This window comes from Lysinibacillus sp. FSL W8-0992 (assembly GCF_038008685.1).
Lineage (GTDB): Bacteria > Bacillota > Bacilli > Bacillales_A > Planococcaceae > Lysinibacillus.
Genome location: NZ_JBBOZQ010000001.1, coordinates 2,428,111 through 2,452,701 on the forward strand (window position 1 = coordinate 2,428,111; position 24,591 = coordinate 2,452,701).

The following is a 24,591-nucleotide window of genomic DNA, read 5'->3' on the forward strand; positions in this document are numbered from 1 at the left end:
CAGAGGTGATAATCATGCTAACAAATCGGCAATTACAGATATTGCAAGTAATCGTAGATGATTTTATTATGTCTGCACAGCCGGTAGGTTCTCGCCAAATCTCAAAAAAACATGAGATTACATTTAGTCCAGCCACTATTAGAAACGAAATGGCGGATTTAGAGGAATTAGGTTTTTTAGAAAAAACACATACTTCCTCTGGTCGAGTGCCTTCGGAAAAGGGGTATAGATTTTATGTAGATCATTTGTTGAATCCACAGGGCATTAATTCTCGGGATATTCAGCAGATTCAATCGATATTCAATGAACGTCTAGTAGAAGTAGAGCACATTATCCGAAAGTCAGCCAATATTTTATCTGAGCTGACATCGTATACATCGATTCTTTTAGGACCAGATGTCCAAAGGCATCGAGTAAAGCGATTTTCTATTGTGCCACTCTCAAGTGATGCTGCAGTAGCGATTATCGTAACGAATAACGGTCATGTTGAGAATCGCATGTTTAGTTTACCACCTAATTTTACCGCTGCTGAACTAGAAAAAATGGTTAACATCTTAAATGAACGCTTAGTTGGTGTTTCATTAGATGAAATCCATAAAAAGTTGGAAATTGAAATACTCGCCATTTTACAACAACATGTGCGATCTGCGGATGATTTTATCCATTCGCTCGTTTCAGCTACAATGCAAAATTCGGAAAGTAAAATTTTCTACGGTGGCAAGACAAATATGTTCAACCAGCCGGAATTCCACGATTTAAATAAGGTCCGAATGATTCTGGACTTAATGGAAACGACTAGCCAAGTGCAGTCGCTCTTCCATCCGAACGAATCGGGTATTCATATTCGTATTGGCTCGGAAAATAAGCAGTTAGAAATGGAAAACTGTAGTGTCATAACAACGACTTATTCAATAGGTGAAGATCAACAAGGAGCCATTGCAATTATTGGTCCAACACGCATGGATTACAAGCGTGTGGTTGCTTTGCTTGAAGTAATGCGTTTGGATTTATCCCAAGCCTTTACGAAGAATCGTAGTGATTGATAATGAGGAGGATTTAAGTGACTGAAACAACTGAAAACAAAGACCTTGTACAAGAAAATGTACAAGCTGAAAACGAGTCAACTGTAGAGCAAACAGAAACGCAAGAAGTAGAACTAACAGTGGAAGAGCAGTATGAAGCAAAGCTGGCAGAGTTGCAAGCGAAGCTAGATGACGAGGAAAATCGTCACCTACGTTTGCGTGCAGACTTTGATAATTTACGCCGTCGTTCACAGCTTGATCGTGAGGCTGCCGAAAAATATCGTGCACAAAACCTATTAAAGGATTTACTGCCGGTATTAGATAATTTTGAACGTGCTTTGCAAATTGAACCAACTTCTGATGAAGCAACATCAATTGTAAAGGGCATCGAAATGGTCTACCGTTCACTATTGGAAGCAACTGAAAAAGAAGGCTTGCAAGTTATTAAAGCTGAAGGGGAGCAGTTTGATCCAAACGTCCACCAAGCTGTCATGCAAGAACAAGATAGTGAAAAAGAACAAGGTGTAGTATTACGTGAGTTGCAAAAAGGCTATATTTTAAAGGATCGCGTATTACGCCCAACGATGGTATCTGTAAACGAATAGTCAAAGCATCATTAATAAAAAATATTTTAGTTAATTAACGCAGCTTTGCGTTTTAATAATAGGAGGAAATTTTACTATGAGCAAAATTATCGGTATTGACTTAGGAACAACAAACTCTTGTGTATCTGTACTTGAAGGCGGAGAACCAAAAGTTATCCCAAATCCAGAAGGAAACCGCACTACTCCATCTGTAGTAGCATTCAAAAATGGTGAAAAACAAGTTGGTGAAGTAGCAAAACGCCAATCAGTAACGAATCCAAACACAATTATTTCAATCAAATCAAAAATGGGTACAGCAGAAAAAGTGAAAGTGGAAGATAAAGAATACACACCACAAGAAGTTTCAGCAATGATTCTTCAATACTTAAAAGGCTATGCAGAAGATTACTTAGGTGAAAAAGTAACAAAAGCAGTAATTACTGTGCCTGCTTACTTTAACGATGCGCAACGTCAAGCGACAAAAGACGCTGGTAAAATCGCTGGTCTTGAAGTAGAGCGTATTATCAATGAACCAACAGCTGCTGCACTTGCTTATGGTTTAGACAAACAAGATGTAGACCAAAAAGTATTAGTATTTGACCTTGGTGGTGGTACATTCGACGTATCGATCCTTGAATTAGGTGACGGTGTATTCGAAGTATTAGCGACTGCTGGTGATAACAAACTTGGTGGTGACGATTTCGATGACGCAGTTATTGAATATTTAGTAGCTGAATTCAAAAAAGAAAACGGCATTGACCTTTCTAAAGATAAAATGGCTATGCAACGTCTGAAAGATGCTGCTGAAAAAGCGAAAAAAGATTTATCAGGTGTAACTTCTACACAAATTTCTTTACCATTCATTACAGCTGGTGAAGCAGGTCCATTACACTTAGAAATCTCTTTAACTCGTGCGAAATTCGATGAAATTACATTACCATTAGTAAACCGTACAGTAGGTCCAGTACGTCAAGCATTATCTGATGCAGGCCTATCAACTTCAGAAATTGACCAAGTTATTTTAGTTGGTGGATCTACTCGTATTCCAGCAGTACAAGAAGCTGTACGTAAAGAAACTGGTAAAGAGCCTCACCGTGGCGTTAACCCTGACGAAGTAGTAGCGATGGGTGCTGCAGTTCAAGGTGGCGTATTAACTGGTGATGTGAAAGACGTAGTACTTCTTGACGTAACACCTCTTTCTTTAGGTATTGAAACAATGGGTGGCGTGTTCACAAAATTAATCGATCGTAACACAACAATTCCAACATCTAAATCACAAGTATTCTCAACTGCGGCTGATAACCAACCAGCAGTAGATATTCACGTATTGCAAGGTGAACGTTCTATGGCAGCGGATAATAAAACATTAGGTCGCTTCCAATTAGCGGATATCCCACCAGCACCACGTGGTATTCCACAAATCGAAGTAACATTTGATATCGACAAAAATGGTATCGTTTCGGTTAAAGCGAAAGATTTAGGTACAAATAAAGAACAAACAATTGTTATTCAATCTGATTCTGGTTTATCAGACGATGAAATTGAACGCATGGTAAAAGACGCTGAAGCGAATGCAGAAGCGGATGCAAAACGTAAAGAAGAAGCTGATGTTCGCAACGAAGCTGATCAATTAGTATTCCAAGTTGATAAAACAATCGCTGACTTAGGTGAGCAAATTACAGAAGATGAGAAGAAATCTGTAGAGGATGCTCGTGATGAGCTTAAAAAAGCGCTTGAAGCTGGCGAATTAGAAGGTATTAAATCAGCGAAAGAAAAATTAGAAGGCGTATTACAGCCTCTAGTAATGAAAGTATACGAACAAGCTGCAGCTGCAGCACAAGCGGCTCAAGGTGGCGAAGCAGGTCCTGATGCTGGAGCAGATAAAAAAGACGACGGTATCGTAGACGCTGACTTCGAAGAAGTAAAAGACGACAAATAAGAAATTTTCAACAGCACAGTAAAGTGAAGAAGCCAAAGACCGCTTGCGGCTTTGGCTTTTCTCTTTCTATATAATTGTTTCCTGATGTTCTAGTAGATGAACTCGAAGTGTCATCGACATGTCAATTCGACAATAGGGCATAGATGCATTGATAGAAAAGTGAAAATTATGGCGAAAATAGAGGCAGTTTTTTAGACTGCATGTTACAATAGATTTTATGCAAAAAGAGCGGAGTGTGAATCATGGAGAAACGCGATTATTACGAGGTGCTTGGTTTAACGAAATCGGCTTCTAAAGATGACATTAAAAAGGCATACCGTAAATTATCAAAACAATACCATCCTGATCTAAATAAAGAGCCAGGTGCGGATGAAAAATTCAAAGAAATTGCTGAAGCTTATGAAGTATTAAGTGACGATCAGAAAAAAGCCCGCTACGACCAATTTGGACATGAAGATCCAAATGCAGGCTTTGGTGGTGGCTTTGGAGGCGGTGGCTTTGGCGGCTTCGAGGATATTTTCAGTTCATTCTTTGGCGGTGGTGGACGCCGACAAGACCCAAATGCACCACGTAAAGGTGACGATCTGCAATACCGCATGAATATTAAATTTGAGGAAGCAATTTTCGGGAAAGAAACAGAAATTGAAATTCCTAAAGACGAAACATGTGATACATGCCATGGCTCGGGTGCTAAACCAGGAACATCTCCTGAGACATGTTCGACATGTAAAGGTGCAGGACAAATTAATCAGGCTGTCGATACACCATTTGGCCGCATGATGAATCGTCGTACTTGTACGACATGTCACGGAACAGGTAAAATTATTAAAGAAAAATGTTCAACTTGTCGCGGTGAAGGTAAAGTTCAAAAACGTAAAAAAATTAAAGTATCAATTCCAGCAGGTGTGGATGATGGTCAACAAATTCGTGTAACAGGTCAAGGTGAACCTGGTATTAACGGTGGTCCAGCAGGTGACTTATACATCATGTTCCGCGTTCAAGGGCACAATGAATTCGAGCGCGATGGCGATGATATTTACTACGAATTAAAATTAACATTCCCTCAAGCAGCATTAGGCGATGAAATTGAAGTACCGACTGTACATGGTAAAGTGAAATTACGTATTCCAGCGGGTACACAATCAGGTGCACAATTCCGCTTGAAAGATAAAGGCGTAAAAAATGTGCATGGTTATGGAACGGGTAACCAATATGTAACAGTTAGGGTTATTACGCCAGAAAAGCTAACAGAAAAACAAAAACAATTACTACGTGAATTTGCAGAAATTAGTGGCGATATTCCAGAAGAACAAGGAAGCTCACTATTTGATAAAATCAAGAAAAAATTCCAAGGTGAATAATTAGAGGAGCTGAAGAGCTACGTGAAGTGGTCAGAATTATCCATTCATACAAAAAATGAAGCGGTGGAAGCAATTTCAAATATTTTGCATGAAGCAGGGGCTAGTGGTGTTGTTATTGAGGATTCAGCTGAATTTGCGAAGCCACGTGAAGATCAGTATGGTGAAATTTACGCGCTAAATGAAGAAGATTTCCCAAAAGAGGGTGTTATCGTTAAAGCTTACTTATCAGAGTCTAGCTTTTTAAATGAAACAGTCGAAGAAATCAAGGCGGCGATTACGAATTTAACGAATTTCAACATTGATATCGGAGAAAATGTTGTTTCGATTGTAGAAGTGAACGAGGAAGATTGGGCGACAGCGTGGAAGCAATACTATCACCCTGTTAAAATTTCGGAACGTTTTACAATTGTACCGACATGGGAAGACTATACACCAGTTTCAACGGATGAATTAATCATTGAGTTAGATCCTGGTATGGCATTTGGTACAGGAACACACCCAACTACGGTTATGTGCTTACAAGGTCTCGAGAAAGTCGTGAAAGAAGGCGACACGGTTGTCGACATTGGCACAGGCTCTGGGGTTCTTTCAATTGGTGCAGCAATGCTCGGTGCAAAAAGTGTGCATGCGCTTGATTTGGATGAAGTAGCTGTACGTTCTGCCAAAGAAAATGTTGCGTTAAATAAAGTAAGCGATAAAGTTGAAGTTTTCCATGGTAACCTATTAGATACTGTGAAAGAGCCAGCTGATGTTGTAGTCGCGAACATTTTAGCAGAGATAATTATGTCCTTTACTGACGATGCATTTACAATTGTCAAACCAGGTGGATTATATGTCACTTCAGGCATCATTGGGGCGAAACGAGATGATGTGAAAGCAGCACTTGAAGCTTCAGGTTTTGTTATAGAAGAAGTATTATTAATGGAAGATTGGGTAGCGATTATCGCTCGTCGACCACAATAAATTGACCATGGAAGCGCCAAATCGTGAGCCGAGTGCTTACGGTTTGGCGTTTTCTTTATAAGAAAGGAGTGTGAGCTATGCAACGTTATTTCATCGACACAACTATTGATTCAGCCCGCATTTCAGGTGAAGATGCGCGCCATATTATGCGTGTTATGCGTATGAAAGAAGGTGCGGAAATCATCGTCGTGGCACAAGATACTGCTTATATTTGTACAATTGCTGCATTTGAAGATGATGATGTCATTGTGAAAGCGACTGGACGAACAATTTCATCTCCAGAGCTCCCTATTCGTGTAACAGTTGCTTGTGGGCTGCCTAAAGGTGATAAACTAGAACTCATTACACAAAAAGCAACAGAGCTTGGCATGTACGCCTTATTACCATTTGAAGCGGAGCGATCCATTGTAAAATGGGATGTTAAAAAAGGTGCGAAAAAGCAGGAGCGCTTGCAAAAAATTGCAAAAGAGGCAGCGGAGCAATCACATCGTACACACATTCCAGAAATATATGAACCAATAAAATTTTCTCAGCTTGTATCGCGTATGGGTGATTTTGACGCTGTATTTATTGCAGATGAAGAGGATGCAAAGGCAGAAAAACGCACAAGGTTTGCGGATAAGCTAAAAAACGTGTATGATAAGGAGTCGAAATCAATCCTTATTATCTTCGGTCCAGAAGGTGGAATTGCGCGTAAAGAAGCAGATACACTGAAGCAAGCTGGCGCGCAAACGATGTCTCTTGGTCCAAGAATTTTACGTGCAGAAACAGCGCCACTTTATGCGCTATCTGCAATATCATATGAATTTGAATGAAAGAGGTGTTTAGCCTTGTCAAAAGTGGCTTTTCACACACTTGGCTGTAAAGTAAATCACTATGAAACAGAGGCTATTTGGCAACTGTTTAAAGAAGACGGGTATGACCGTACGGAATTTGATCATCAAGCGGACGTTTATGTTATTAATACATGTACAGTAACAAATACGGGCGATAAAAAATCGCGACAAGTTATTCGTCGAGCTGTGCGTCAAAATCCAGATGCTGTTATTTGTGTTACAGGCTGTTATGCTCAAACGTCGCCAGCTGAAATTATGGCGATTCCTGGTGTTGATATTGTTGTAGGAACACAGGATCGTACAAAATTACTTGGCTATATCGAGCAATATCGTAACGAGCGTCAACCAATTAATGCTGTACGTAACATTATGAAAAACCGTGTATATGAAGAATTAGATGTGCCGGCATTTACAGACAGAACACGCGCATCATTAAAAATCCAAGAAGGCTGTAATAACTTCTGTACGTTTTGTATTATTCCTTGGGCGCGTGGTTTAATGCGCTCGCGTGATCCACAGGAAGTACTAAACCAAGCGCAACAATTAGTTGATGCTGGTTACCTTGAAATAGTCCTAACGGGTATTCATACTGGTGGCTATGGACAAGACTTAAAAGATTATAACCTTGCCCAGTTGTTGCGTGATTTAGAGGCGAATGTAAAAGGTTTAAAACGTTTACGTATTTCTTCTATTGAAGCTAGCCAATTGACAGATGAGGTGATAGATGTTTTACGCGAGTCAAACATTGTTGTTAATCATCTACACATTCCGATTCAATCAGGTTCGGATACCGTATTAAAACGTATGCGCCGTAAATACACGATGGAATTTTTCGGAGAACGCTTAACAAAATTACATGAAGCATTGCCGAACTTAGCTGTTACTTCTGACGTTATCGTTGGTTTCCCAGGTGAGACTGAGGAAGAATTTATGGAAACATATAACTTTATTCGTGACCATAAATTTTCAGAATTACATGTGTTCCCATTCTCTCCTCGTACAGGTACACCAGCAGCTCGAATGGAAGACCAAATCGATGAGGACATTAAAAATGAGCGCGTTCACCGCCTAATCGCTTTAAATGACCAACTTGCTAAGGAATATGCTTCTCGTTTTGAAAATGAAGTGTTAGAAGTAATTCCAGAAGAATTTGTTCACGATGGTAGTGAGGAAGAAGGCTTATTAACGGGTTATACAGACAACTACTTAAAAGTAGTTTTTGAAGGCCCAGAAAACCTTATTGGCCAACTTGTAAAGGTAAAAATTACACAAGCAGGCTACCCTCATTCTAAAGGACAGTTCGTACGCTTACTTGAAACTGTAAAATAATTGCTAAAGGATTGTCTATCTGTTGTTGATGGACAATCCTTTTTTATTGATAATATTAACCTGAACGGGCATGATAAAAATTATGACAAGTTAAAAACCATTGGGTAATGACTTAAGAAATTAGACGGAAACGTAAAAACATGTTATTATTCCAGAGAGGTACGGACAACTTATGTTAGAAGGAGCGCTTGTTAAATGAAAACAAATTATGCAAGTATGATTGATCACACATTATTAAAGGCTGAGGCTACAAAAGAACAAATTGAAAAGTTATGTGCAGAGGCCAAAGAATTTGGTTTTGCATCTGTTTGCGTAAACCCAACTTGGGTGAAATATTGCAGCGAGCTATTACAAAACTCAGACGTGTTAGTTTGTACGGTTATTGGCTTCCCATTAGGCGCTAATACACCAGCAGTAAAAACATTTGAGGCAAAAGATGCGATTGCGAATGGTGCACAAGAAGTGGATATGGTCATCAATATTGGCGCTTTAAAAGATCAAAACTTCGAACAAGTACAAGCGGATATTTCAGCAGTAGTAGAAGCGGCAAAAGGTAGTGCAATTGTTAAAGTAATTATTGAAGCTTGCCTACTAACTGAGGAAGAAAAAGTAAAAGCATGTGAACTTTCAGTAGCAGCTGGCGCAGATTACGTGAAAACGTCAACTGGTTTCTCTACTGGTGGAGCTACAGCAGAGGACATCGCTTTAATGCGCAAAACAGTTGGACCAGAGCTAGGTGTAAAAGCTTCTGGTGGTGTTCGTAGCTTGGAAGATATGCAAAAAATGGTTGAAGCAGGTGCCACTCGCATTGGTGCAAGCTCGGGCGTAGCCATTATGAAGGGCTTAATTGCAGACTCTAATTACTAATTCCCTCGAATAACTTAATATTGCTCAATAGGAAAAATAGTGTACTGGATAATTTCTAGTATGCTATTTTTTTGTTTACAACTATTAAATCGTGTGTAAAAAACAACTACATAGTAAACGCCGTTATGCTAATTTTTTCATCAGAATAATTATTTTTCCGACCTCATATACTCGAATGATGGAATTGCCTTTAGGAAGGGAGGATTTAATGTTTACGCAATATAAGTATTGGCGACCTTTTATCAGTCCTTTTGATCCTTGTAAACCGATAGAGGTCAAAAGTTTTGCAACACCTCCACAATTGTATATAGGCTTTCAACCACCTGGTCTACCACAATTTCAGACAGCGAGGGAAGCGTTAAAGTTTGGTACACTATGGCCCGATTTTTTTAGTCCCTATCCAAATCCAGAGAGAGGTGGGGTGAAAGGTGAGTAAACAAATGCCACCAGAATTTTATCAGCTTCTCGAGGAAATTCAAGCTATTGATTTTGTTATAGTTGAATTAAATCTTTATTTAGATACTCATCCACATGATTATGCTGCAATTACACAATTTAATGAGAATACCGAAAAAAGTATGCGATTAAAAATAGATTTTGAACAAAAATTTGGCCCGCTTATGAATTTTGGAAGAAGCTATTCAAATTATCCGTTTAATTGGATCGATACGCCATGGCCCTGGCAAGTATAAATACATTTGGAGTAGGGGGAAGGATGTTTGTGGTATTATGAAAAAAAGCTCCAATATCCAGTAAAAGTTAGTACTTGTAACCCAATGCTAGCAAAGTATTTAGTAGAGCAATATGGTGGTGCTGATGGAGAGCTCGCTGCAGCACTTCGCTATATGAACCAACGTTATACAATACCAGATAAAGTAGTTGGCCTGTTAACGGATATAGCAACGGAAGAGTTTTCTCATCTCGAAATGATTGCAACAATGATTTATAAGCTAACGAAAGATGCAACCCCTCAGCAAATTAAAGAAGCAGGACTTGCTGATCACTATGTTAACCATGATAAAGCGCTGTTTTATCAAAATGCATCGGGTGTACCATTTACTGCATCCTATATACAGGCAAAAGGGGATCCAATTGCTGATTTATACGAGGATATTGCGGCGGAAGAAAAAGCACGTGCCACATACCAATGGATTATTGACTTATCGGATGACCCAGATTTAAATGATAGTTTGATTTTTTTGAGAGAACGAGAAATTATTCATTCACAACGTTTTAGAGAGGCTGTAGAAATTTTAATAGAGGATGGCAATACAAAGAAGATATTTTAACCAATATACTGCTTATTAATCGTTATCGAAGTTTGACCTTTTTTTGTTCAAACTGTATGAAAGTTTTTGTGATGACGGTGAGATATCAATATGTCCCTCTCTCTAACGAAATTACAAAAAAATTTTAGGTACAAAATCTCCGTTTACGGTAGATTATTCTGCGCCAGCTCTATTCTTCATACACAATAACTATTCTTATTGTTATCTGAAGAACCGATTAAAATACGGTTAAAATGGATTTAAAAAATTCTCTTCGTGATTTCGAATACTTTCTATTGACCGTTTTAAGACAATACGGTATAATTTTTTAGTACACAACAGTTGGTTATTAGCCTAATTGTATTGTGTATTGACGTGTGTTCGGAGGGAGGGAAAGAGAGATGTCAAAAACTGTCGTTCGCAAAAACGAATCGCTTGAAGATGCTCTTCGCCGCTTCAAACGTACTGTATCAAAAAGTGGTACAATTCAAGAAGTTAGAAAGCGCGAGTTCTACGAAAAACCTAGCGTTAAACGTAAAAAGAAATCAGAAGCTGCACGTAAACGTAAGTGGTAATTTAATTTCCCATTAAAAATCCCTACGTTCAAAACACGCAATTGTATGATTCACTGAGCAGACAATGATATACCTGGAATTAGTTGCAATTGCGATTAATTCCAGGTATTTTGCATGATGCTCTTTTTGCGGTACATATTCGAAAAAGCCGAATGAAATCACTATAGATTTCATTCGGCTTTTTTTATTTACAAAGAAAAACAATAACTTTGATAATCGACTGAAGGGAAAAAACAAACATCATACTGTATAATAAAAATAAACTCTATTTTGTGAAACTTTTTACAAGGTCAGTCGTATATAGAGTAGAGAAGCATGTTAGAAGGGAGGGAAAAAGATGCGGAAAAGGAGAATCCTTAGCTATATCATCGTCATTTGGATGACTGTTATGGTAGCGTTTCCATTGACTACAGCATTCGCAAGTAGCAAGGTTTACCACGTACCGATTCACGATGAAGTTGAACGTGGACTACACGCATTTTTAGAACGAGCTTTTAAAGAGGCAGAAGAAAACTATGCAGAAGCGATTGTACTGGATATACATACGCCCGGCGGTTTTGTCAATGCAGCAAGTGATATCGCCATGCTTATGGATGCCACTACGATACGCACTATTGCTTTTATTAACAAAGATGCCCATTCAGCCGGTGCTTTTTTAGCCTTACATGCAGATGAAATTTATATGGTCCCTAATGGAACAATTGGGGCAGCAGCAGTAATCGATTCTGCTGGCAATGCAGCAGATAATAAAGCTCATAGCGCGTGGCTAGCTCAAATGCAGGCTGCTGCCGAAACATCTGATCGTGACCCGAAATATGCATTAGCAATGGCAGATTCGACAATTGATTTGCCAGAATTTCGAGCTGGAGGCAATAATCTATTAACGTTATCTGCTTCAGAGGCTGAAAAGGTAAAATATTCTGAAGGTACGGTTGCTAATTTTCAAGAACTTTTGGAAAAGACAGGTTTAAAGGGCAGTGATATTGTACCAATTGAGCCAACCTTTGCAGAAAAAATTGCTCGTTTTATTACGAATCCACTTATCGTGCCGATTTTATTGTCTGTTGCAAGTTTAGGGCTAGTGTTGGAGTTGTATTCGCCTGGCTTCGGTGTTCCAGGTATAATGGGGTTATCAGCCCTGGGATTATTTTTCTTCGGTCATATGGTGGCAGGCTTTGCAGGCTATGAAACATTGTTAATTTTCATTGCAGGTTTAGCTTTAGTCATTGCAGAATTTTTTGTCCCCGGAGGCATTGTTGGTATTTTAGGTGGCGTGCTTATATTACTTAGCTTGCTGCTGGCAGGTGCAAACATGATGCAAATGGTCATGGCGATTTTTATTGCGCTTGTAGTAGCCATAATAGGAATGGTGATCCTGATGAAATTTTTCGGTAAAAAAATGCATGTTTTAAACAAGTTAGTGCTAATGGATGCTACTACAACGGAAGAGGGCTATGTGTCTAACGTTAATCGCACTGAGTTGTTAGGGAAAGTGGGAATAACGCTAACACCACTTCGCCCAGCTGGCACAATTCGATTTGTGAGTGAACGAATTGACGTTGTGTCAGAAGGTGGCTACGTTGATGTAGGTAAGAATGTAGAAGTAATTAAAGTAGAAGGCTCACGCATTGTCGTGAGACAAACAGAAAAAGAGATGGAGGAATAACAACATGGGATTTGATTTAGCTTTAATTGGTCCAATAGTCGGGCTAGTCCTATTATTTATTGTCGTCGCTGTATTCTTTACTTTTGTACCAGTGGCGTTGTGGATTTCCGCACTTGCTGCAGGTGTCCGCGTTAGTATTTTCACATTAATCGGGATGCGCTTACGTCGTGTAATTCCATCACGTATCGTCAATCCGTTAATCAAAGCACATAAAGCAGGCTTACCAGTGACGATTAACCAATTAGAAAGTCACTATTTAGCAGGTGGTAATGTAGACCGTGTCGTAAATGCGCTGATTGCTGCTCACCGTGCTAATATTGAACTAACGTTTGAACGTTGTGCTGCAATTGACCTTGCAGGGCGTGATGTATTAGAAGCGGTACAAATGTCTGTTAACCCAAAAGTAATTGAAACACCATTTATTGCAGGTGTTGCAATGAACGGGATTGAAGTAAAAGCGAAGGCACGTATAACTGTTCGTGCAAACATCGAACGTTTAGTCGGTGGTGCAGGTGAGGAAACAGTTATTGCCCGTGTAGGTGAAGGTATCGTTTCGACAATCGGTAGTGCATCAAGCCATACAACAGTCCTTGAAAATCCAGATATGATTTCTCAAACTGTATTATCTAAAGGCTTAGACTCTGGTACAGCATTCGAAATCTTATCCATTGACATTGCGGATGTGGATATCGGTAAAAATATCGGTGCAGAATTACAAATTGAACAAGCGCAAGCAGATAAAAATATTGCCCAAGCGAAAGCGGAAGAACGTCGTGCAATGGCTGTAGCAAATGAGCAAGAAATGATTGCCCGCGTTCAAGAAATGAAGGCGAAAGTAGTAGAAGCAGAAGCAGAAGTACCACAAGCGATGGCAGAAGCTTTACGTTCTGGTAACCTTGGTATTATGGACTATATGAATTACCGTAATATACAAGCAGATACGGCTATGCGTGACTCCATTTCAAAAGTAAGTACAGATAAATCAGACCCAAATGAACCGAAAGTATAAATAACGGAAAGGAGCGAGTGCTAACAAATGGAACAACTTATTATAATTGCAATTATTGCCATAGTCAGCTCTCTTTTCGGAAAATCTAAAAATAAAAAAGAACAAAAACCAATGCCCCCTTTCAATAAAACTGCTCCATCGCAACCTTCCACTCAAATGGAAGTAGATGAGCCAAAGCATCGTCGTCCAACTGCTAAAAAGCAAAGCTTTGAAGACTTTGCCCGTGGTTTTATAGGGGAACTAAAAGCGGAATTTACGACAGAAGACGACACAGTAAAACGTCTGGAACCAGTGCGAGAAAAAGTGAAGGAACATGTGCCTAGCTATGTTGCCCCACCGCTTATTCCAACTGAGCAATCGAGTCGTAAAACCGATCGTCCTAGTCTTGGGCGTATGGCTGCTGGGAAAAAAGACATCTCAGTTGCAACCACAAATAATGGATTTCAGCTACCGAATTCTCAAAAAGCATTGGTGCAAGCAGTGGTGATGGCCGAAATTTTAGGCCCACCAAAAGCAAAACGAAAATAACTAGCATGTCCTCCTTTTTTGGCGCATATATTGCCGAAGAAGGAGGCATTTTTTTATGAAAAAATTATTTCAATTAACGCCACTACTTGAATTAACACAGTATGAAACATTAAAAATTATAGGCCCTTATCGCTTTTTACATGCTGACGCTACATCGTGCTCGTTTATTTATGCTGATTATCATATTATCGTGCGTGGAAAATCGGTTGCAATAAATGCAATAAAGGAAGAAATGCTCCATCTTTCAATAGAGGATTTACAAGAATTACATGTAAAAATGACTAAAGATATGGGTGTGAGCAAGAATGTGGAATAATCGACCAATTATAATACGTATAAAGCGCCATGAAAATGTTCATCCTTTTATTCAAGCATTACATGCGCAACAAGTACCTTTAAAGCGTGTTGTCTTTCGAGATCAAGAAGTTACATTTGAAACGAATATGGGTTATTTGCCAAAAATTCGCCGTATACGTAGTCGGTATCGGCTAAAAATGACTGTTCATTATGCAGATGAGCTTCAAGTTTTTCGGGCACAACTTTGGACACTACTCGGACTGTTTGTCATGGTTTTAATACCATTGCTTTGTGCGCAAGTAATTTGGCGCGTTGATATTGAAGCGGCTACACCAGAGTTACAGCAACAAATCGAGAAAACGTTTCAAGAAACTTTTCAGTTAGAAACACCGATGACTAAAAAAGTATTACCTTCTGATGCTGTAATTCGGCAGAGTCTGTTAGAAAAACATCGCGATCTAGCGTGGGTGCATATCGAAAAACACGGTGGTCGTATTACGCTAAGACCACAGGAATCTCCAAAAACTAAAGAATTGACAACCGAAAAACTTGCAACACATTTAATTGCTACTAAAAGCGGTGTCATCACAAACTTTAACATTCAACATGGTGAACGGAAAATTTCTGTCAATGATACAGCTTATGAAGGTGACGTCCTCGTAAGTGGTGTAATTGACAGTGGTGACGATCATGTCTTTGTTGGGGCAAAAGGAGAGGTTTTTGCGGACTACTGGCTTGAATGCACATTTAAAATTCCAACAAAGCTAACAATTGAATCTATGCAACAAAAGCAGTGGCGAGTAGTAGTAAAGGGTATTCATAAAGAAGCGGTTGATTATGTACAAAAGAAAGACTTACCAAATTGGCTAGATCCTTATGTTTCGATAGTGGAAGAACAGCAAACAAAAACGGTGGAAATTAAATTAGACGAATCAAAAATAGATACTTTGTTAATGCCACTACTACATGAAAAAATGCTTCAATCACTCCCTGCAAAAACAGTTATTAAAAAAGAAAACCTTTTACAGGCGAAGTGGGGGAATGGTACAGTTGAAGGGAAAGTTCTATTTTTAGTCAACGAAAACATTGCAAGTCCAATACAAGGGCCACAAGGAGAATGATTATGTCAGAACATTTAACTGTATTACAAGTGGATAATCCAAATGAAGCGGTGATGCTGCTAGGTATTTCCGATGCTAATATGAAATTAATTGAAGAGGCTCTTCATGTCCATATCATTACACGCGGTGAGCAAATCCAGCTTACAGGTGAAGAAGAGGCAAAAGAACAGGCAACATATCTTCTACACGCATTATTAAAAGTTATTCGCAAAGGAATTAATATTGATCAACGTGATGTAGCAACGGCAATTGAAATGACACAAAAAGGAACAATTGAATATTTTGCAGAACTTTATGATGAAGAAATTGCACGCACGACAAAAGGGAAACCGATACGTGCAAAAACAATAGGTCAACGAGAATACATACAAGCGATTCGTCACAAAGACGTTGTTTTTGGTATTGGTCCAGCCGGTACAGGAAAAACGTATTTAGCGGTAGTAATGGCTACGCAAGCACTTAAAAATGGGCATGTAAAGCGTATTATTTTAACACGTCCTGCAGTGGAGGCAGGAGAGTCTCTAGGCTTCCTTCCAGGTGATTTAAAGGAAAAGGTTGATCCATATTTACGACCGCTCTACGATGCGTTAAACGATATTTATGGCACGGAACAAACACAACGTCTAATTGAGCGAGGAACGATTGAAATCGCGCCTTTAGCCTATATGCGTGGACGTACATTAGATGATGCCTTTGTCATTTTAGATGAGGCACAAAATACAACACATATGCAAATGAAAATGTTTTTAACACGTCTAGGCTTTGGTTCAAAAATGGTTATTACGGGAGATAAAACGCAAATTGACCTTCCGAAAAATACAGAATCTGGATTAATAGTTGCTGAACGCACATTAAAATATGTCAATTCAATACATTTCCAAATTCTGGAACAAGGCGATGTAGTCCGCCATCCAGTCGTAGCAAAAATCATTAAAGCTTATGAGGATCAACAGCTTTAAAATAACCGCCTAAGGCGGTTATTTTAAAGTCCGTACCGTAAGCGAAGCGACAGCTACAACGAAAGTTGATTGCAGCGGAGGGTGGGCGACTCCTGCGGGAACAGCACAAAATGTAAGCCACAACAGCGAGGGTTGTGGCTTACGATGTGCCCGCGGAAAGCGCTCGCCCACAGCGGAAATCAACTGCAATAGTCATCTTTATATATAGGTTGAAGCTGATAACTTTTGAAATTATTAGAAGAACGATATTGTGCTTAATTTTAAGCTTAGTCATTCAGTAATAGAAACGAATACTGGTTGATTGAAGCGGAGGGTGGGCGACTCCTGCGGGAACAGCACAAAATGTAAGCCACAACAGACGGCGCGACAGCGACGGTTGTGGCTTACGATGTGCCCGCGGAAAGCGCCCGCCCGCAGCGGAAATCAACTGCAATAACCTATACCAAAAATGAAGTGACAAATTCAGCGCTTTAAGTATGTTAAAGGCGTTAATAGGATAAAAATGTGACGGCTATACAAATACGTATAGCTGTTTTTTTGCTTTCTTATACATTTTTCGGGAAAAATGTTTTTTGAATTGGTATGATAGAAGATAGATAGAGGAGGTGCCGAATGGAGAAACAACTTCAAAAAATTACGGAGCTTATTGGGTTTCGCTACTTTTTGATTGTCGTTCTCATCCTTACAGGGGCATTACAGTTTGCATTTATGTATGGCAATGTAAAGGGTGTTACATACGATTTTAAACCATTGCAACTTGCATCAGAAACAGTAAGATCAACGAAAACGATTGAAGATACAGTTAAGACTCAGCAGGAACGAGAAAAGGCTGCCAATGCAGTTACGCCCGTTTATCAATTTTCAGAAGACGTTGCAACACAACGTGTAGCGATCGTGACGTCTTTATTTGATTATGTGCTTGAAGTAAAAAAGGCTGTTGATAGCAATAAAGATCCCGATGCAGAAGTAGACCAAGTGGCAAAGCTCCGCAAAAAGTTAGAATCTATTGATGTTGATCAAATGCCTGTCATTTTTACAGATGCACAGCTTGAAGGCTTATTACAACAAAGTGAAACAGATTTAAAGCGAACAAGCGTACAACTTTCAAAACTTGTACAAGAATATTTACAAAAATCAATTCGTAAAGAAAATGTGTTAGCTGCTCAAAATGATTTTGAAACAAAAATTCGTGGACAGCGTGGCTATCCTGATAAGATTTTAAACACAGTCATCTTAATTGGACGTGCAAGTATTGTTGAAACCGAAACAATCAATGAGGAACAAACAAAAGTTAGAATAGAGCAAGCTAAGGAAGCAGTTGAACCAACGCGTATACTCCAAGGTCAAATTATTGTACAGGAAGGTCAGATTATTGATAATGAAACATTTAGGCAATTAGAGCTACTTGGAATGGTGAGTAATAAAGCATCAATGAAGCCGATTGCAGGGTTGATTATTTTAACTTTCCTTCAACTGATATTCATGTATATATTATTTGATCGCTGGGAAATAGAAGAACCCAAAAAGCGCAATGCATTGCTCGTAACGGTTATTGTGTATAGTTTTTCAATTCTTCTAATGAAGTTTATAAGCTTAGTGGCAGATGGATTTGATGTGACGGTTGCATTTTTATTCCCAACTGCACTAGCTACAATGCTTGTCCGACTGTTAGCAGATGATCGAGCGGCGGTATTAATTACAGTTATGACGGCTGCTTCAGCAGGGGTTATTTTCCAAGAAGGGTATTCGTCTGTGATGCAGATGGAAATTACCTTGTATATTATCTTTGGTGGTTTTGCGAGTTTATTCTTTATGCGCAGTGTAGAAAAGCGCTCACATATTTTGCAGGCTGTTGCTGTTATATCACTAGTAAATATGGGCTTTATCGCATTTTATTTACTGATGACACAATCATCGTACGGACTGTCTGAACTGCTATTTTATTTTATAGCCGCCATATTATCGGCACTTTTATCAGGTGCACTTACAATGGGGCTATTACCATTTTTTGAGTCGGCATTTAGTTTACTATCGACATTGCGTTTAATCGAGCTGTCCAATCCAAATCATCCGTTGTTGAAAAAACTACTAATGGAAACACCTGGCACATATCATCATAGTGTAATGGTGGCAAATTTAGCTGAAGCTGCATGCGAAGCTATTGGGGCAGACGGATTACTAGCAAGAGTCGGCTGTTATTATCATGATATTGGCAAGACAAAGCGTCCAGCTTTCTTTATTGAAAATCAAATGTCAGGTATAAATCCACACGATTCAATGCCGCCGGAAACTAGTGCAGAAATAATTATTGCACATACTACTGATGGAGCTGACATGCTAAGACGTTATAAAATGCCTCAAGAAATCATTGATATAGCTCTACAACATCATGGGACAAGCCTACTTAAATTCTTCCTTTACAAAGCAAAGGAAGAGGGAAAAGTAATTGATGAGGCAAAGTTCCGTTATCCAGGACCGAAACCACAAACGAAAGAAGCTGCCGTCATAAGTGTAGCAGACAGTGTGGAAGCAGCGGTTCGTTCAATGAAGGAACCAAATGCTGAGAAAATTCACAAGCTCGTGCGTGCTATTATTGATGATCGTGTACAGGACCATCAGTTTGATGAATGCGATATTTCGATAAAAGAGTTAAAATGTATAGAGCAAGTACTTTGTGAGACGTTAAATGGGATTTTCCATTCACGTATTGAATATCCAAAGGCAGATAAGTAGGAGGCACTAATGATTTTAACGATTGATTTTACAGATGAAACAAATGAAGTAACTGCACAACATATGGAGCTCGTGGAGAAGCTTTTACAACATGCTGCAAAAGTAGAAAAGATTGAACCTGAAACAGAAGTATCAGTAACCTTTGTGACAAACGAAGCTATTCAAGAAATTAATAGAGACTATCGCGGTAAAGATCAACCAACGGATGTTATTTCATTCGCCTTAGAAGAATTAGGTGAAGGTGAAATGGAAGTAACATTTGAAGGAATGCCACGTATTTTAGGTGATATTATCATTTCAACAGATCGCACAAAGGAGCAAGCTGAGGAATATGGACATTCATTTGAGCGAGAATTGGGCTTTTTAGCTGTCCATGGCTTCTTGCACTTATTAGGTTATGACCATATGGTACCAGAGGATGAAAAGGTGATGTTCGGTAAGCAAGAGGAGATTTTACAATCTTATGGCTTAGGACGTGACTAAATGGACTTACGCAAATATTTACGTTCGTTTGGATATGCTTTTGAAGGGATAATCACAGCATGTAAAGAGCAAAATTTTCAATCACATTTGCTTAGTGCGGGCATTGTTTTAATTGCTGGTTATTTCACAGGTTTATCACGAGTAGAATGGTTTATTGTGCTATTATTAATAGCACTGATGTTTGCGCTTGAAATGATGAATACCGCTATTGAACGAGTTGTAGACTTAGCTTCAACAGACATTCACCCACTTGCTAAGCAAGCAAAAGATATTGCAGCAGGTGCGGTGCTTGTATTTGCGGTATTCAGTGCTATAATCGGTTTACTAATCTTTATACCAAAATGGTTTTAACTTGTTTTTAGCAAAAGTCCATCACCTTTAAAAGTGGGGAATGAATGCCCATTGTGCACTAAATTTAGTGAGAGTTTAAACTTTGGCTATATAAAGGTGAGGAGAATGTCACAGATTTTAGAGTGGCTTCGAGTGGACTCGAAAAAATCTGGACGGAATTACGCGTTAACGTAATTCATTAAAGAATGCCTAGTTAATAAAGGCATATATGATTTTTATGTAGAGGAGAATTAGCATAGATGAAAATGGATATGCATGCGTTACTAGAAGAATCTAAAAAAGCACGCGAGAAGGCATATGTGCCTTATTCAAAATTTAAAGTGGGCGCTGCGCTTTTAACAAAAAATGGGGATGTCATCCATGGCTGTAATATAGAAAATGCAGGTTATAGTATGACGAATTGTGCAGAGCGTACGGCGTTTTTCAAAGCAGTCTCAGAAGGTGTTTATGATTTTGAGGCGATTGCTATTGTAGCTGATACGGATGGCCCTTGTGCCCCTTGTGGTGCGTGTCGCCAAGTAATGATGGAATTTTGTGAGCCATCTATGCCTGTATATTTAACAAATTTAAATGGTGATGTCACGGTAACGTCAGTTGGCGAGTTACTACCGTTTGCATTTACAACGGAGGATTTAGAGAATGCTGGAAAATAATACTGGCTATAAGTCAGGCTTTATCTCAATTATTGGACGACCAAATGTCGGGAAGTCTACCTTTTTAAACAGAGTCATTGGTCAAAAAATTGCCATTATGAGCGATAAGCCACAAACAACACGAAATAAAGTACAAGGCGTACTAACATCAGACGATAGCCAAATGATCTTTATTGATACACCAGGTATCCATAAGCCAAAACATAAGCTAGGCGATTTCATGTTAAAAGTATCGAAAAATACATTACGTGAAGTAGACGTTATTATGTTTATGGTAAACGCTGAGCAAAAGCTTGGTAAAGGTGACGAGTTTATTTTAGAAATGCTTGAAGGCAATTCAACACCTGTATTTTTAGTAATTAATAAAATCGATCAAATTCACCCAGATGAAGTAATGAGTATTATCGACAGCTATAAGGAGCGTTATGACTTTGCAGAAATAGTGCCAATCTCAGCACTTCAAGGTAATAACGTTGAAAACTTACTGGCTACTTTAACAAAATATTTACCCGAAGGTCCACAATATTATCCTGCCGATCAAGTAACAGACCACCCAGAACGCTTTATTATTTCAGAGTTGATTCGTGAAAAAGTGTTACACTTAACGCGTGAGGAAATACCACATTCTATAGCGGTAGTCATTGATAAAATTCGTCGTGATGAAGAAACAGAAGGTAAAATCCGTGTAGCGGCGACAATTATTGTAGAACGTGATTCTCAAAAAGGTATTGTTATAGGTAAACATGGTGCACTACTGAAAGAAGTAGGTATCCGTGCTCGTAAAGATATAGAAATGCTACTTGGATCTAAAGTGTATTTAGAGCTTTGGGTAAAAGTGCAAAAAGATTGGCGTAATAAATCGACGCATCTTCGTGATTTTGGATTCCGCGATGATGAATATTAATTTTCTCCGCGTGGCTTAATTGCTTAGTTGAGATTATAAAATTCTTCAATTTCTGAAGTGGACAAAGCGTCAGCTGAAGGGATGCTTTTAGCTATAGAGGAAATAGTAAAAAAGAGCTGTCCAAATACTGTTTGGAGAGCTCTATTTTCTTTGAAAACTTGCAGGAAGGAGGGGGATTGATGCTTTATAAATGGGAAGGTATTGTGCTAAAGGTTCGTGCATACGGAGAATCAAATAAAATTGTGACGCTACTAACGAGAGAAGCTGGTAAAGTGGCAACAATGGCGCGAGGTGCGAAAAAGCCTTCGAGCAGATTATCTGCGGTGACACAGCCGTTTACATATGGGATGTTTATGGTACAGCATCATACAGGTATGGGCACATTGCAACAAGGAGAGCATCTAAATTCAATGCGTCATATACGTGAGGATATTGTAGCAACTGCCTATGCAAGCTATATAATGGAACTAATTGAACGTGTTGTGGAAGAAGGGAAGGCTGAGCCTTTTGCATTTGAAGTACTTCTACAAGCATTACAAGCAATTGAAGATGGCTATGATCCGGAAGCCATTACACTTTTTGTAGAGTGGAAGATGCTGCCCTACACAGGTGTACAACCAATACTCCATGCTTGTGCATCATGCGGAGCAGTTGATGGAGAATTTGCCTTTTCCTTTGCACAAGGGGGCTTCCTATGTCATCGTTGTTATCAGCACGATCCATATATTATTCGACTAACACCAACACAGTTAAAGCTGATTCGCATGTTTTATACAGTTCCAATCGATCAAATTGGCAAACTAGAATTAAAAAAAGAAACAAAATATTTCATTAAAAAAATTATTACAACCATTTATGAGGAACAAACCGGTATCCGCTTTAAGACAAAGAAATTCATAGAGCAATTAGAAAGAACACCTGAATTACAGTTAAGACCAACTACAGACAAAACAGAAATGCCAGAGGACAACTAATATGTCCTCTGGCATTTTTTAAAATTCTAATGTATTAATAGTCATCGGAATTATCGTATAAATCGTAATAAGTAGCCCATTTATCTGCAATTTTCATAAACTCAACATTTAAATATGCAGTTTCTCCATTTTTTCCAGTTACGTGTAACACGGCATTGCCTTCTGCTAATGGCGTTACAATCAATTTATTGCCATCAATTACTGCTTTGACTGGTACTTTGTGTGTTGGATCAGAGCTATCATCTAAATCTTCTAATGCAACTTGCACAGGCTCAAAAGTAAAGTAATCGCTTGTAAATGTTAATTCATTTGTAATTTCGTAAAGGTCAATACTACGTACAAAATCATACGTATACACATCAGCCGCCATTGTTTGTTGCTGTGCACCATTTGTAAAAGTTAATAAGTATTGTCCATCTTTAAATATGGATAATGTTGCGATGTTATCTTTAGTATCGAATGCAAAGGAATCTGAAGATAGCGCTTGTCCATCAGCTGTTTGAATACTTACTTCTGTTGGTGTGAACGTTAAATCCGTTTCATTTAGATTAAGAGGTAAATTTTCTAAATAATCTCCTTCATTTACTTCTTCTAGCGTAGCTTGCAGCTTACCATTTACAGATTTCACATGAACTAAGAAAAAGATATCTGTAAATTCCTCTGTATCTTCGTTAAAACCAGTGATAACTAATTTACCAGTGCCTTCTTTTAATGGCTTAATTGTAAGGGTATTTGTTATCTCTTGTTCGTCATCCCAAGTGAAAATATCTTCCGCTGGTTCTATCCCGCCATATGATGCAAAAATAAAATCTTGATTATAATGATCTGCATGAATCATCGCATTATTTTGAGTGTTTTCAGCGCGCACTACAAAAGAGGCTAGTTGAGAACGTTTTACATAGCTTTGAGGTCCAAAGGTAGTAGGCGTCGTACCTTTTGTAATGTTATTAGCAAATAATGTTTGAATATACGGCTCATATTCACTGCCAGCCTTTACATCTGTAAAAGGTGTATCAATATCGTCAGTGATTGTTAAATCGAAGCCTTTTACAAGCATTTTGGATAGTTGACCACGTGTAATTTGTTTTGTCGGATTAAAATAACCATTAGAGCCACTAATTATCCCTGCCTCTGCAAGAGCAGCGATTGCACCATAGTTTTCGTTATCAGGGGTAATATCCTTAAAGTGAGGATTTTTTACATGAACAGTATCTAGATGTAAAATGCCTGCTAAAATTTTAGCTGCCTGTGTACGAGTAATAAAATTCGCGGGTTTGAACGTGCCATCAGGATAACCAGAAATTATACCACGCTCGGCTAAGTTAATAATTGCTTTGCCTTCCTCTGTAGATGGATTAATATCGGGAAATAACGAAGCGGCATTAGCTGCTGGGGGGGCTATAACAATAGCACTTGTTGCTAAAGTTGCGGCCAAAGCCATTTGATAAAAACGATGAGTATTCAATTTGTTTCCTCCAATGAATAGATATACATTTATAGCGTTTTTCTTTTTAGTAAGAATCCTTCCTATGAACAGTTTCAAACTTCCGGACGATTGATTGTGAATGGTTGGTATTACTATGTATTGTTAAAAAAACGTACTTTAACATAAAAGATTAACTATAATAATATATTTATATCAAATTGTTGAAGGTGAGAATAGAGGGAATATTATCCACTATAAAATGGAAATTATGTGGTGTACATTGATATGAAATCTTCTCATTATTAGGAAAAAAAGATTAGTAGAACATCCACTGTATGAATTAGTGAGAAAAAATTTGTTTTTTTAGCTATATGTTACATTAATAAAAAAATAGTTATTTTTTGTAATTATAAACTTTTTATTTTAGAGATTTAGGTCAAATGAAGTGAAGTTTAATTGGATGAAATACTGAAGTTTACATAATTTGTGAATCTAAAGAACTATTTTTTAAATAGTTTATAATATATACATAGTATTAACTAATCATTTCAATCCCATATACTAGTTGAAAAGGCATTTTAACCTATGATATTGTAAAGATAAAGAAAATATATATTAGTTATTTTTGTATAATTATACTAATTAATTACTTGGAAAACTAGTTTGGATTATTTAATTTAACACATATATATGAAAACCGTGCCTCTATCAGCAAAACGTACAATAGTGCGTTATTAGATTAA

25 protein-coding genes are annotated in these 24,591 nt (G+C 38.4%); 24 read left to right on the forward strand and 1 reads right to left on the reverse strand.

The genetic code is table 11. From position 1 onward, the window contains the following. Positions 1-14: 14 nt before the first annotated feature. The 24 genes from hrcA to recO all read left to right on the forward strand — a co-directional run bounded on the left by hrcA (position 15) and on the right by recO (position 22,422). On the forward strand, positions 15-1,043 hold the full coding sequence (gene hrcA, locus NSQ74_RS12105; RefSeq protein WP_340823604.1) for a heat-inducible transcriptional repressor HrcA: 1,029 nt from the start codon (positions 15-17) through the stop codon (positions 1,041-1,043). A gap of 17 nt (positions 1,044-1,060) precedes the next feature. Then, positions 1,061-1,627, forward strand: coding sequence for a nucleotide exchange factor GrpE (grpE, locus tag NSQ74_RS12110; RefSeq protein WP_340823605.1), 567 nt, complete (start codon positions 1,061-1,063; stop codon positions 1,625-1,627). Positions 1,628-1,703: 76 nt separating this feature from the next. Next, entirely contained in the window at positions 1,704-3,545 is a 1,842-nt protein-coding gene (gene dnaK, locus NSQ74_RS12115) for a molecular chaperone DnaK (protein ID WP_340823606.1), read from the forward strand. 242 nt (positions 3,546-3,787) lie between these two features. Further along, a complete protein-coding gene (dnaJ, locus tag NSQ74_RS12120; RefSeq protein ID WP_340823607.1) occupies positions 3,788-4,906 on the forward strand; it encodes a molecular chaperone DnaJ in 1,119 nt (372 codons plus the stop codon). Between the two features lie 21 nt (positions 4,907-4,927). Next, on the forward strand, positions 4,928-5,869 hold the full coding sequence (gene prmA / locus NSQ74_RS12125) for a 50S ribosomal protein L11 methyltransferase (protein WP_340823608.1): 942 nt from the start codon (positions 4,928-4,930) through the stop codon (positions 5,867-5,869). Positions 5,870-5,946: 77 nt separating this feature from the next. After that, positions 5,947-6,684 carry a 16S rRNA (uracil(1498)-N(3))-methyltransferase gene (locus NSQ74_RS12130; RefSeq protein ID WP_340823609.1) on the forward strand — a complete coding sequence of 246 codons (738 nt, stop codon included), beginning with the start codon at positions 5,947-5,949 and terminating at the stop codon, positions 6,682-6,684. Between the two features lie 15 nt (positions 6,685-6,699). Next, positions 6,700-8,034 (forward strand): tRNA (N(6)-L-threonylcarbamoyladenosine(37)-C(2))-methylthiotransferase MtaB, encoded by a 1,335-nt coding sequence (gene mtaB, locus NSQ74_RS12135; protein WP_340823610.1) that lies wholly within the window; start codon positions 6,700-6,702, stop codon positions 8,032-8,034. 195 nt (positions 8,035-8,229) lie between these two features. Then, positions 8,230-8,901 carry a deoxyribose-phosphate aldolase gene (gene deoC, locus NSQ74_RS12140; RefSeq protein WP_340823612.1) on the forward strand — a complete coding sequence of 224 codons (672 nt, stop codon included), beginning with the start codon at positions 8,230-8,232 and terminating at the stop codon, positions 8,899-8,901. 208 nt (positions 8,902-9,109) lie between these two features. Beyond that, complete coding sequence (locus NSQ74_RS12145) at positions 9,110-9,337, forward strand: spore coat associated protein CotJA (RefSeq protein WP_340823613.1); 228 nt, start codon at positions 9,110-9,112, stop codon at positions 9,335-9,337. Next, positions 9,330-9,593 carry a spore coat protein CotJB gene (locus tag NSQ74_RS12150; RefSeq protein ID WP_340823615.1) on the forward strand — a complete coding sequence of 88 codons (264 nt, stop codon included), beginning with the start codon at positions 9,330-9,332 and terminating at the stop codon, positions 9,591-9,593. The genes NSQ74_RS12145 and NSQ74_RS12150 overlap by 8 nt, the downstream gene beginning before the upstream one ends. A 27-nt stretch (positions 9,594-9,620) precedes the next feature. Then, entirely contained in the window at positions 9,621-10,190 is a 570-nt protein-coding gene (locus tag NSQ74_RS12155) for a manganese catalase family protein (protein ID WP_340823617.1), read from the forward strand. Positions 10,191-10,570: 380 nt separating this feature from the next. Further along, positions 10,571-10,744: a 30S ribosomal protein S21 gene (gene rpsU, locus NSQ74_RS12160; protein WP_004227078.1), complete on the forward strand. Its 174-nt coding sequence runs from the start codon at positions 10,571-10,573 to the stop codon at positions 10,742-10,744. A 337-nt stretch (positions 10,745-11,081) separates the two neighbouring features. Continuing rightward, entirely contained in the window at positions 11,082-12,410 is a 1,329-nt protein-coding gene (locus tag NSQ74_RS12165) for an NfeD family protein (RefSeq protein WP_340823618.1), read from the forward strand. Positions 12,411-12,414: 4 nt separating this feature from the next. Then, positions 12,415-13,419, forward strand: coding sequence for a flotillin-like protein FloA (floA, locus tag NSQ74_RS12170; protein ID WP_340823620.1), 1,005 nt, complete (start codon positions 12,415-12,417; stop codon positions 13,417-13,419). A gap of 27 nt (positions 13,420-13,446) precedes the next feature. Next, the gene (locus tag NSQ74_RS12175) at positions 13,447-13,947 is read left to right on the forward strand and encodes a hypothetical protein (RefSeq protein ID WP_340823621.1); all 501 of its coding nucleotides are present in this window, start codon (positions 13,447-13,449) and stop codon (positions 13,945-13,947) included. 55 nt (positions 13,948-14,002) lie between these two features. Beyond that, complete coding sequence (locus tag NSQ74_RS12180) at positions 14,003-14,263, forward strand: hypothetical protein (RefSeq protein ID WP_340823622.1); 261 nt, start codon at positions 14,003-14,005, stop codon at positions 14,261-14,263. After that, entirely contained in the window at positions 14,253-15,365 is a 1,113-nt protein-coding gene (locus tag NSQ74_RS12185; protein WP_340823623.1) for a sporulation protein YqfD, read from the forward strand. Before NSQ74_RS12180 ends, NSQ74_RS12185 begins: the two co-directional genes overlap by 11 nt. 2 nt (positions 15,366-15,367) lie before the next feature. Continuing rightward, entirely contained in the window at positions 15,368-16,324 is a 957-nt protein-coding gene (locus NSQ74_RS12190; protein WP_172772085.1) for a PhoH family protein, read from the forward strand. 612 nt (positions 16,325-16,936) lie between these two features. Next, positions 16,937-19,057, forward strand: coding sequence for an HD family phosphohydrolase (locus NSQ74_RS12195; protein ID WP_340823625.1), 2,121 nt, complete (start codon positions 16,937-16,939; stop codon positions 19,055-19,057). 9 nt (positions 19,058-19,066) lie between these two features. Next, the gene (ybeY, locus tag NSQ74_RS12200) at positions 19,067-19,540 is read left to right on the forward strand and encodes an rRNA maturation RNase YbeY (RefSeq protein ID WP_340823626.1); all 474 of its coding nucleotides are present in this window, start codon (positions 19,067-19,069) and stop codon (positions 19,538-19,540) included. Continuing rightward, positions 19,541-19,891, forward strand: coding sequence for a diacylglycerol kinase family protein (locus NSQ74_RS12205; RefSeq protein WP_340823627.1), 351 nt, complete (start codon positions 19,541-19,543; stop codon positions 19,889-19,891). A gap of 239 nt (positions 19,892-20,130) precedes the next feature. Then, positions 20,131-20,544, forward strand: coding sequence for a cytidine deaminase (locus tag NSQ74_RS12210; protein WP_340823628.1), 414 nt, complete (start codon positions 20,131-20,133; stop codon positions 20,542-20,544). Beyond that, positions 20,531-21,448 carry a GTPase Era gene (gene era / locus NSQ74_RS12215; protein ID WP_340823629.1) on the forward strand — a complete coding sequence of 306 codons (918 nt, stop codon included), beginning with the start codon at positions 20,531-20,533 and terminating at the stop codon, positions 21,446-21,448. The genes NSQ74_RS12210 and era overlap by 14 nt, the downstream gene beginning before the upstream one ends. A 179-nt stretch (positions 21,449-21,627) precedes the next feature. Further along, positions 21,628-22,422, forward strand: a complete 795-nt coding sequence (recO, locus tag NSQ74_RS12220) for a DNA repair protein RecO (protein ID WP_340823630.1) — start codon at positions 21,628-21,630, stop codon at positions 22,420-22,422. Between the two features lie 34 nt (positions 22,423-22,456). Here the strand turns inward: recO and NSQ74_RS12225 are convergent, their stop codons facing one another. Next, positions 22,457-23,887: an S-layer homology domain-containing protein gene (locus NSQ74_RS12225; protein ID WP_340823631.1), complete on the reverse strand. Its 1,431-nt coding sequence runs from the start codon at positions 23,885-23,887 to the stop codon at positions 22,457-22,459. Positions 23,888-24,591: the final 704 nt, after the last annotated feature.

Bases quoted from the DNA above. Each gene is read 5' to 3' on its own strand.
- dnaJ (WP_340823607.1), top strand. From the start codon at position 3,788: ATGGAGAAACGCGATTATTACGAGGTGCTTGGTTTAACGAAATCGGCT.
- NSQ74_RS12165 (WP_340823618.1), top strand. From the start codon at position 11,082: ATGCGGAAAAGGAGAATCCTTAGCTATATCATCGTCATTTGGATGACT.
- NSQ74_RS12195 (WP_340823625.1), top strand. From the start codon at position 16,937: ATGGAGAAACAACTTCAAAAAATTACGGAGCTTATTGGGTTTCGCTAC.
- NSQ74_RS12175 (WP_340823621.1), top strand. From the start codon at position 13,447: ATGGAACAACTTATTATAATTGCAATTATTGCCATAGTCAGCTCTCTT.
- era (WP_340823629.1), top strand. From the start codon at position 20,531: ATGCTGGAAAATAATACTGGCTATAAGTCAGGCTTTATCTCAATTATT.
- floA (WP_340823620.1), top strand. From the start codon at position 12,415: ATGGGATTTGATTTAGCTTTAATTGGTCCAATAGTCGGGCTAGTCCTA.
- NSQ74_RS12205 (WP_340823627.1), top strand. From the start codon at position 19,541: ATGGACTTACGCAAATATTTACGTTCGTTTGGATATGCTTTTGAAGGG.
- dnaK (WP_340823606.1), top strand. From the start codon at position 1,704: ATGAGCAAAATTATCGGTATTGACTTAGGAACAACAAACTCTTGTGTA.
- deoC (WP_340823612.1), top strand. From the start codon at position 8,230: ATGAAAACAAATTATGCAAGTATGATTGATCACACATTATTAAAGGCT.
- NSQ74_RS12145 (WP_340823613.1), top strand. From the start codon at position 9,110: ATGTTTACGCAATATAAGTATTGGCGACCTTTTATCAGTCCTTTTGAT.
- rpsU (WP_004227078.1), top strand. From the start codon at position 10,571: ATGTCAAAAACTGTCGTTCGCAAAAACGAATCGCTTGAAGATGCTCTT.
- NSQ74_RS12130 (WP_340823609.1), top strand. From the start codon at position 5,947: ATGCAACGTTATTTCATCGACACAACTATTGATTCAGCCCGCATTTCA.
- recO (WP_340823630.1), top strand. From the start codon at position 21,628: ATGCTTTATAAATGGGAAGGTATTGTGCTAAAGGTTCGTGCATACGGA.
- NSQ74_RS12180 (WP_340823622.1), top strand. From the start codon at position 14,003: ATGAAAAAATTATTTCAATTAACGCCACTACTTGAATTAACACAGTAT.
- NSQ74_RS12185 (WP_340823623.1), top strand. From the start codon at position 14,253: ATGTGGAATAATCGACCAATTATAATACGTATAAAGCGCCATGAAAAT.
- NSQ74_RS12190 (WP_172772085.1), top strand. From the start codon at position 15,368: ATGTCAGAACATTTAACTGTATTACAAGTGGATAATCCAAATGAAGCG.
- hrcA (WP_340823604.1), top strand. From the start codon at position 15: ATGCTAACAAATCGGCAATTACAGATATTGCAAGTAATCGTAGATGAT.
- NSQ74_RS12210 (WP_340823628.1), top strand. From the start codon at position 20,131: ATGAAAATGGATATGCATGCGTTACTAGAAGAATCTAAAAAAGCACGC.
- ybeY (WP_340823626.1), top strand. From the start codon at position 19,067: ATGATTTTAACGATTGATTTTACAGATGAAACAAATGAAGTAACTGCA.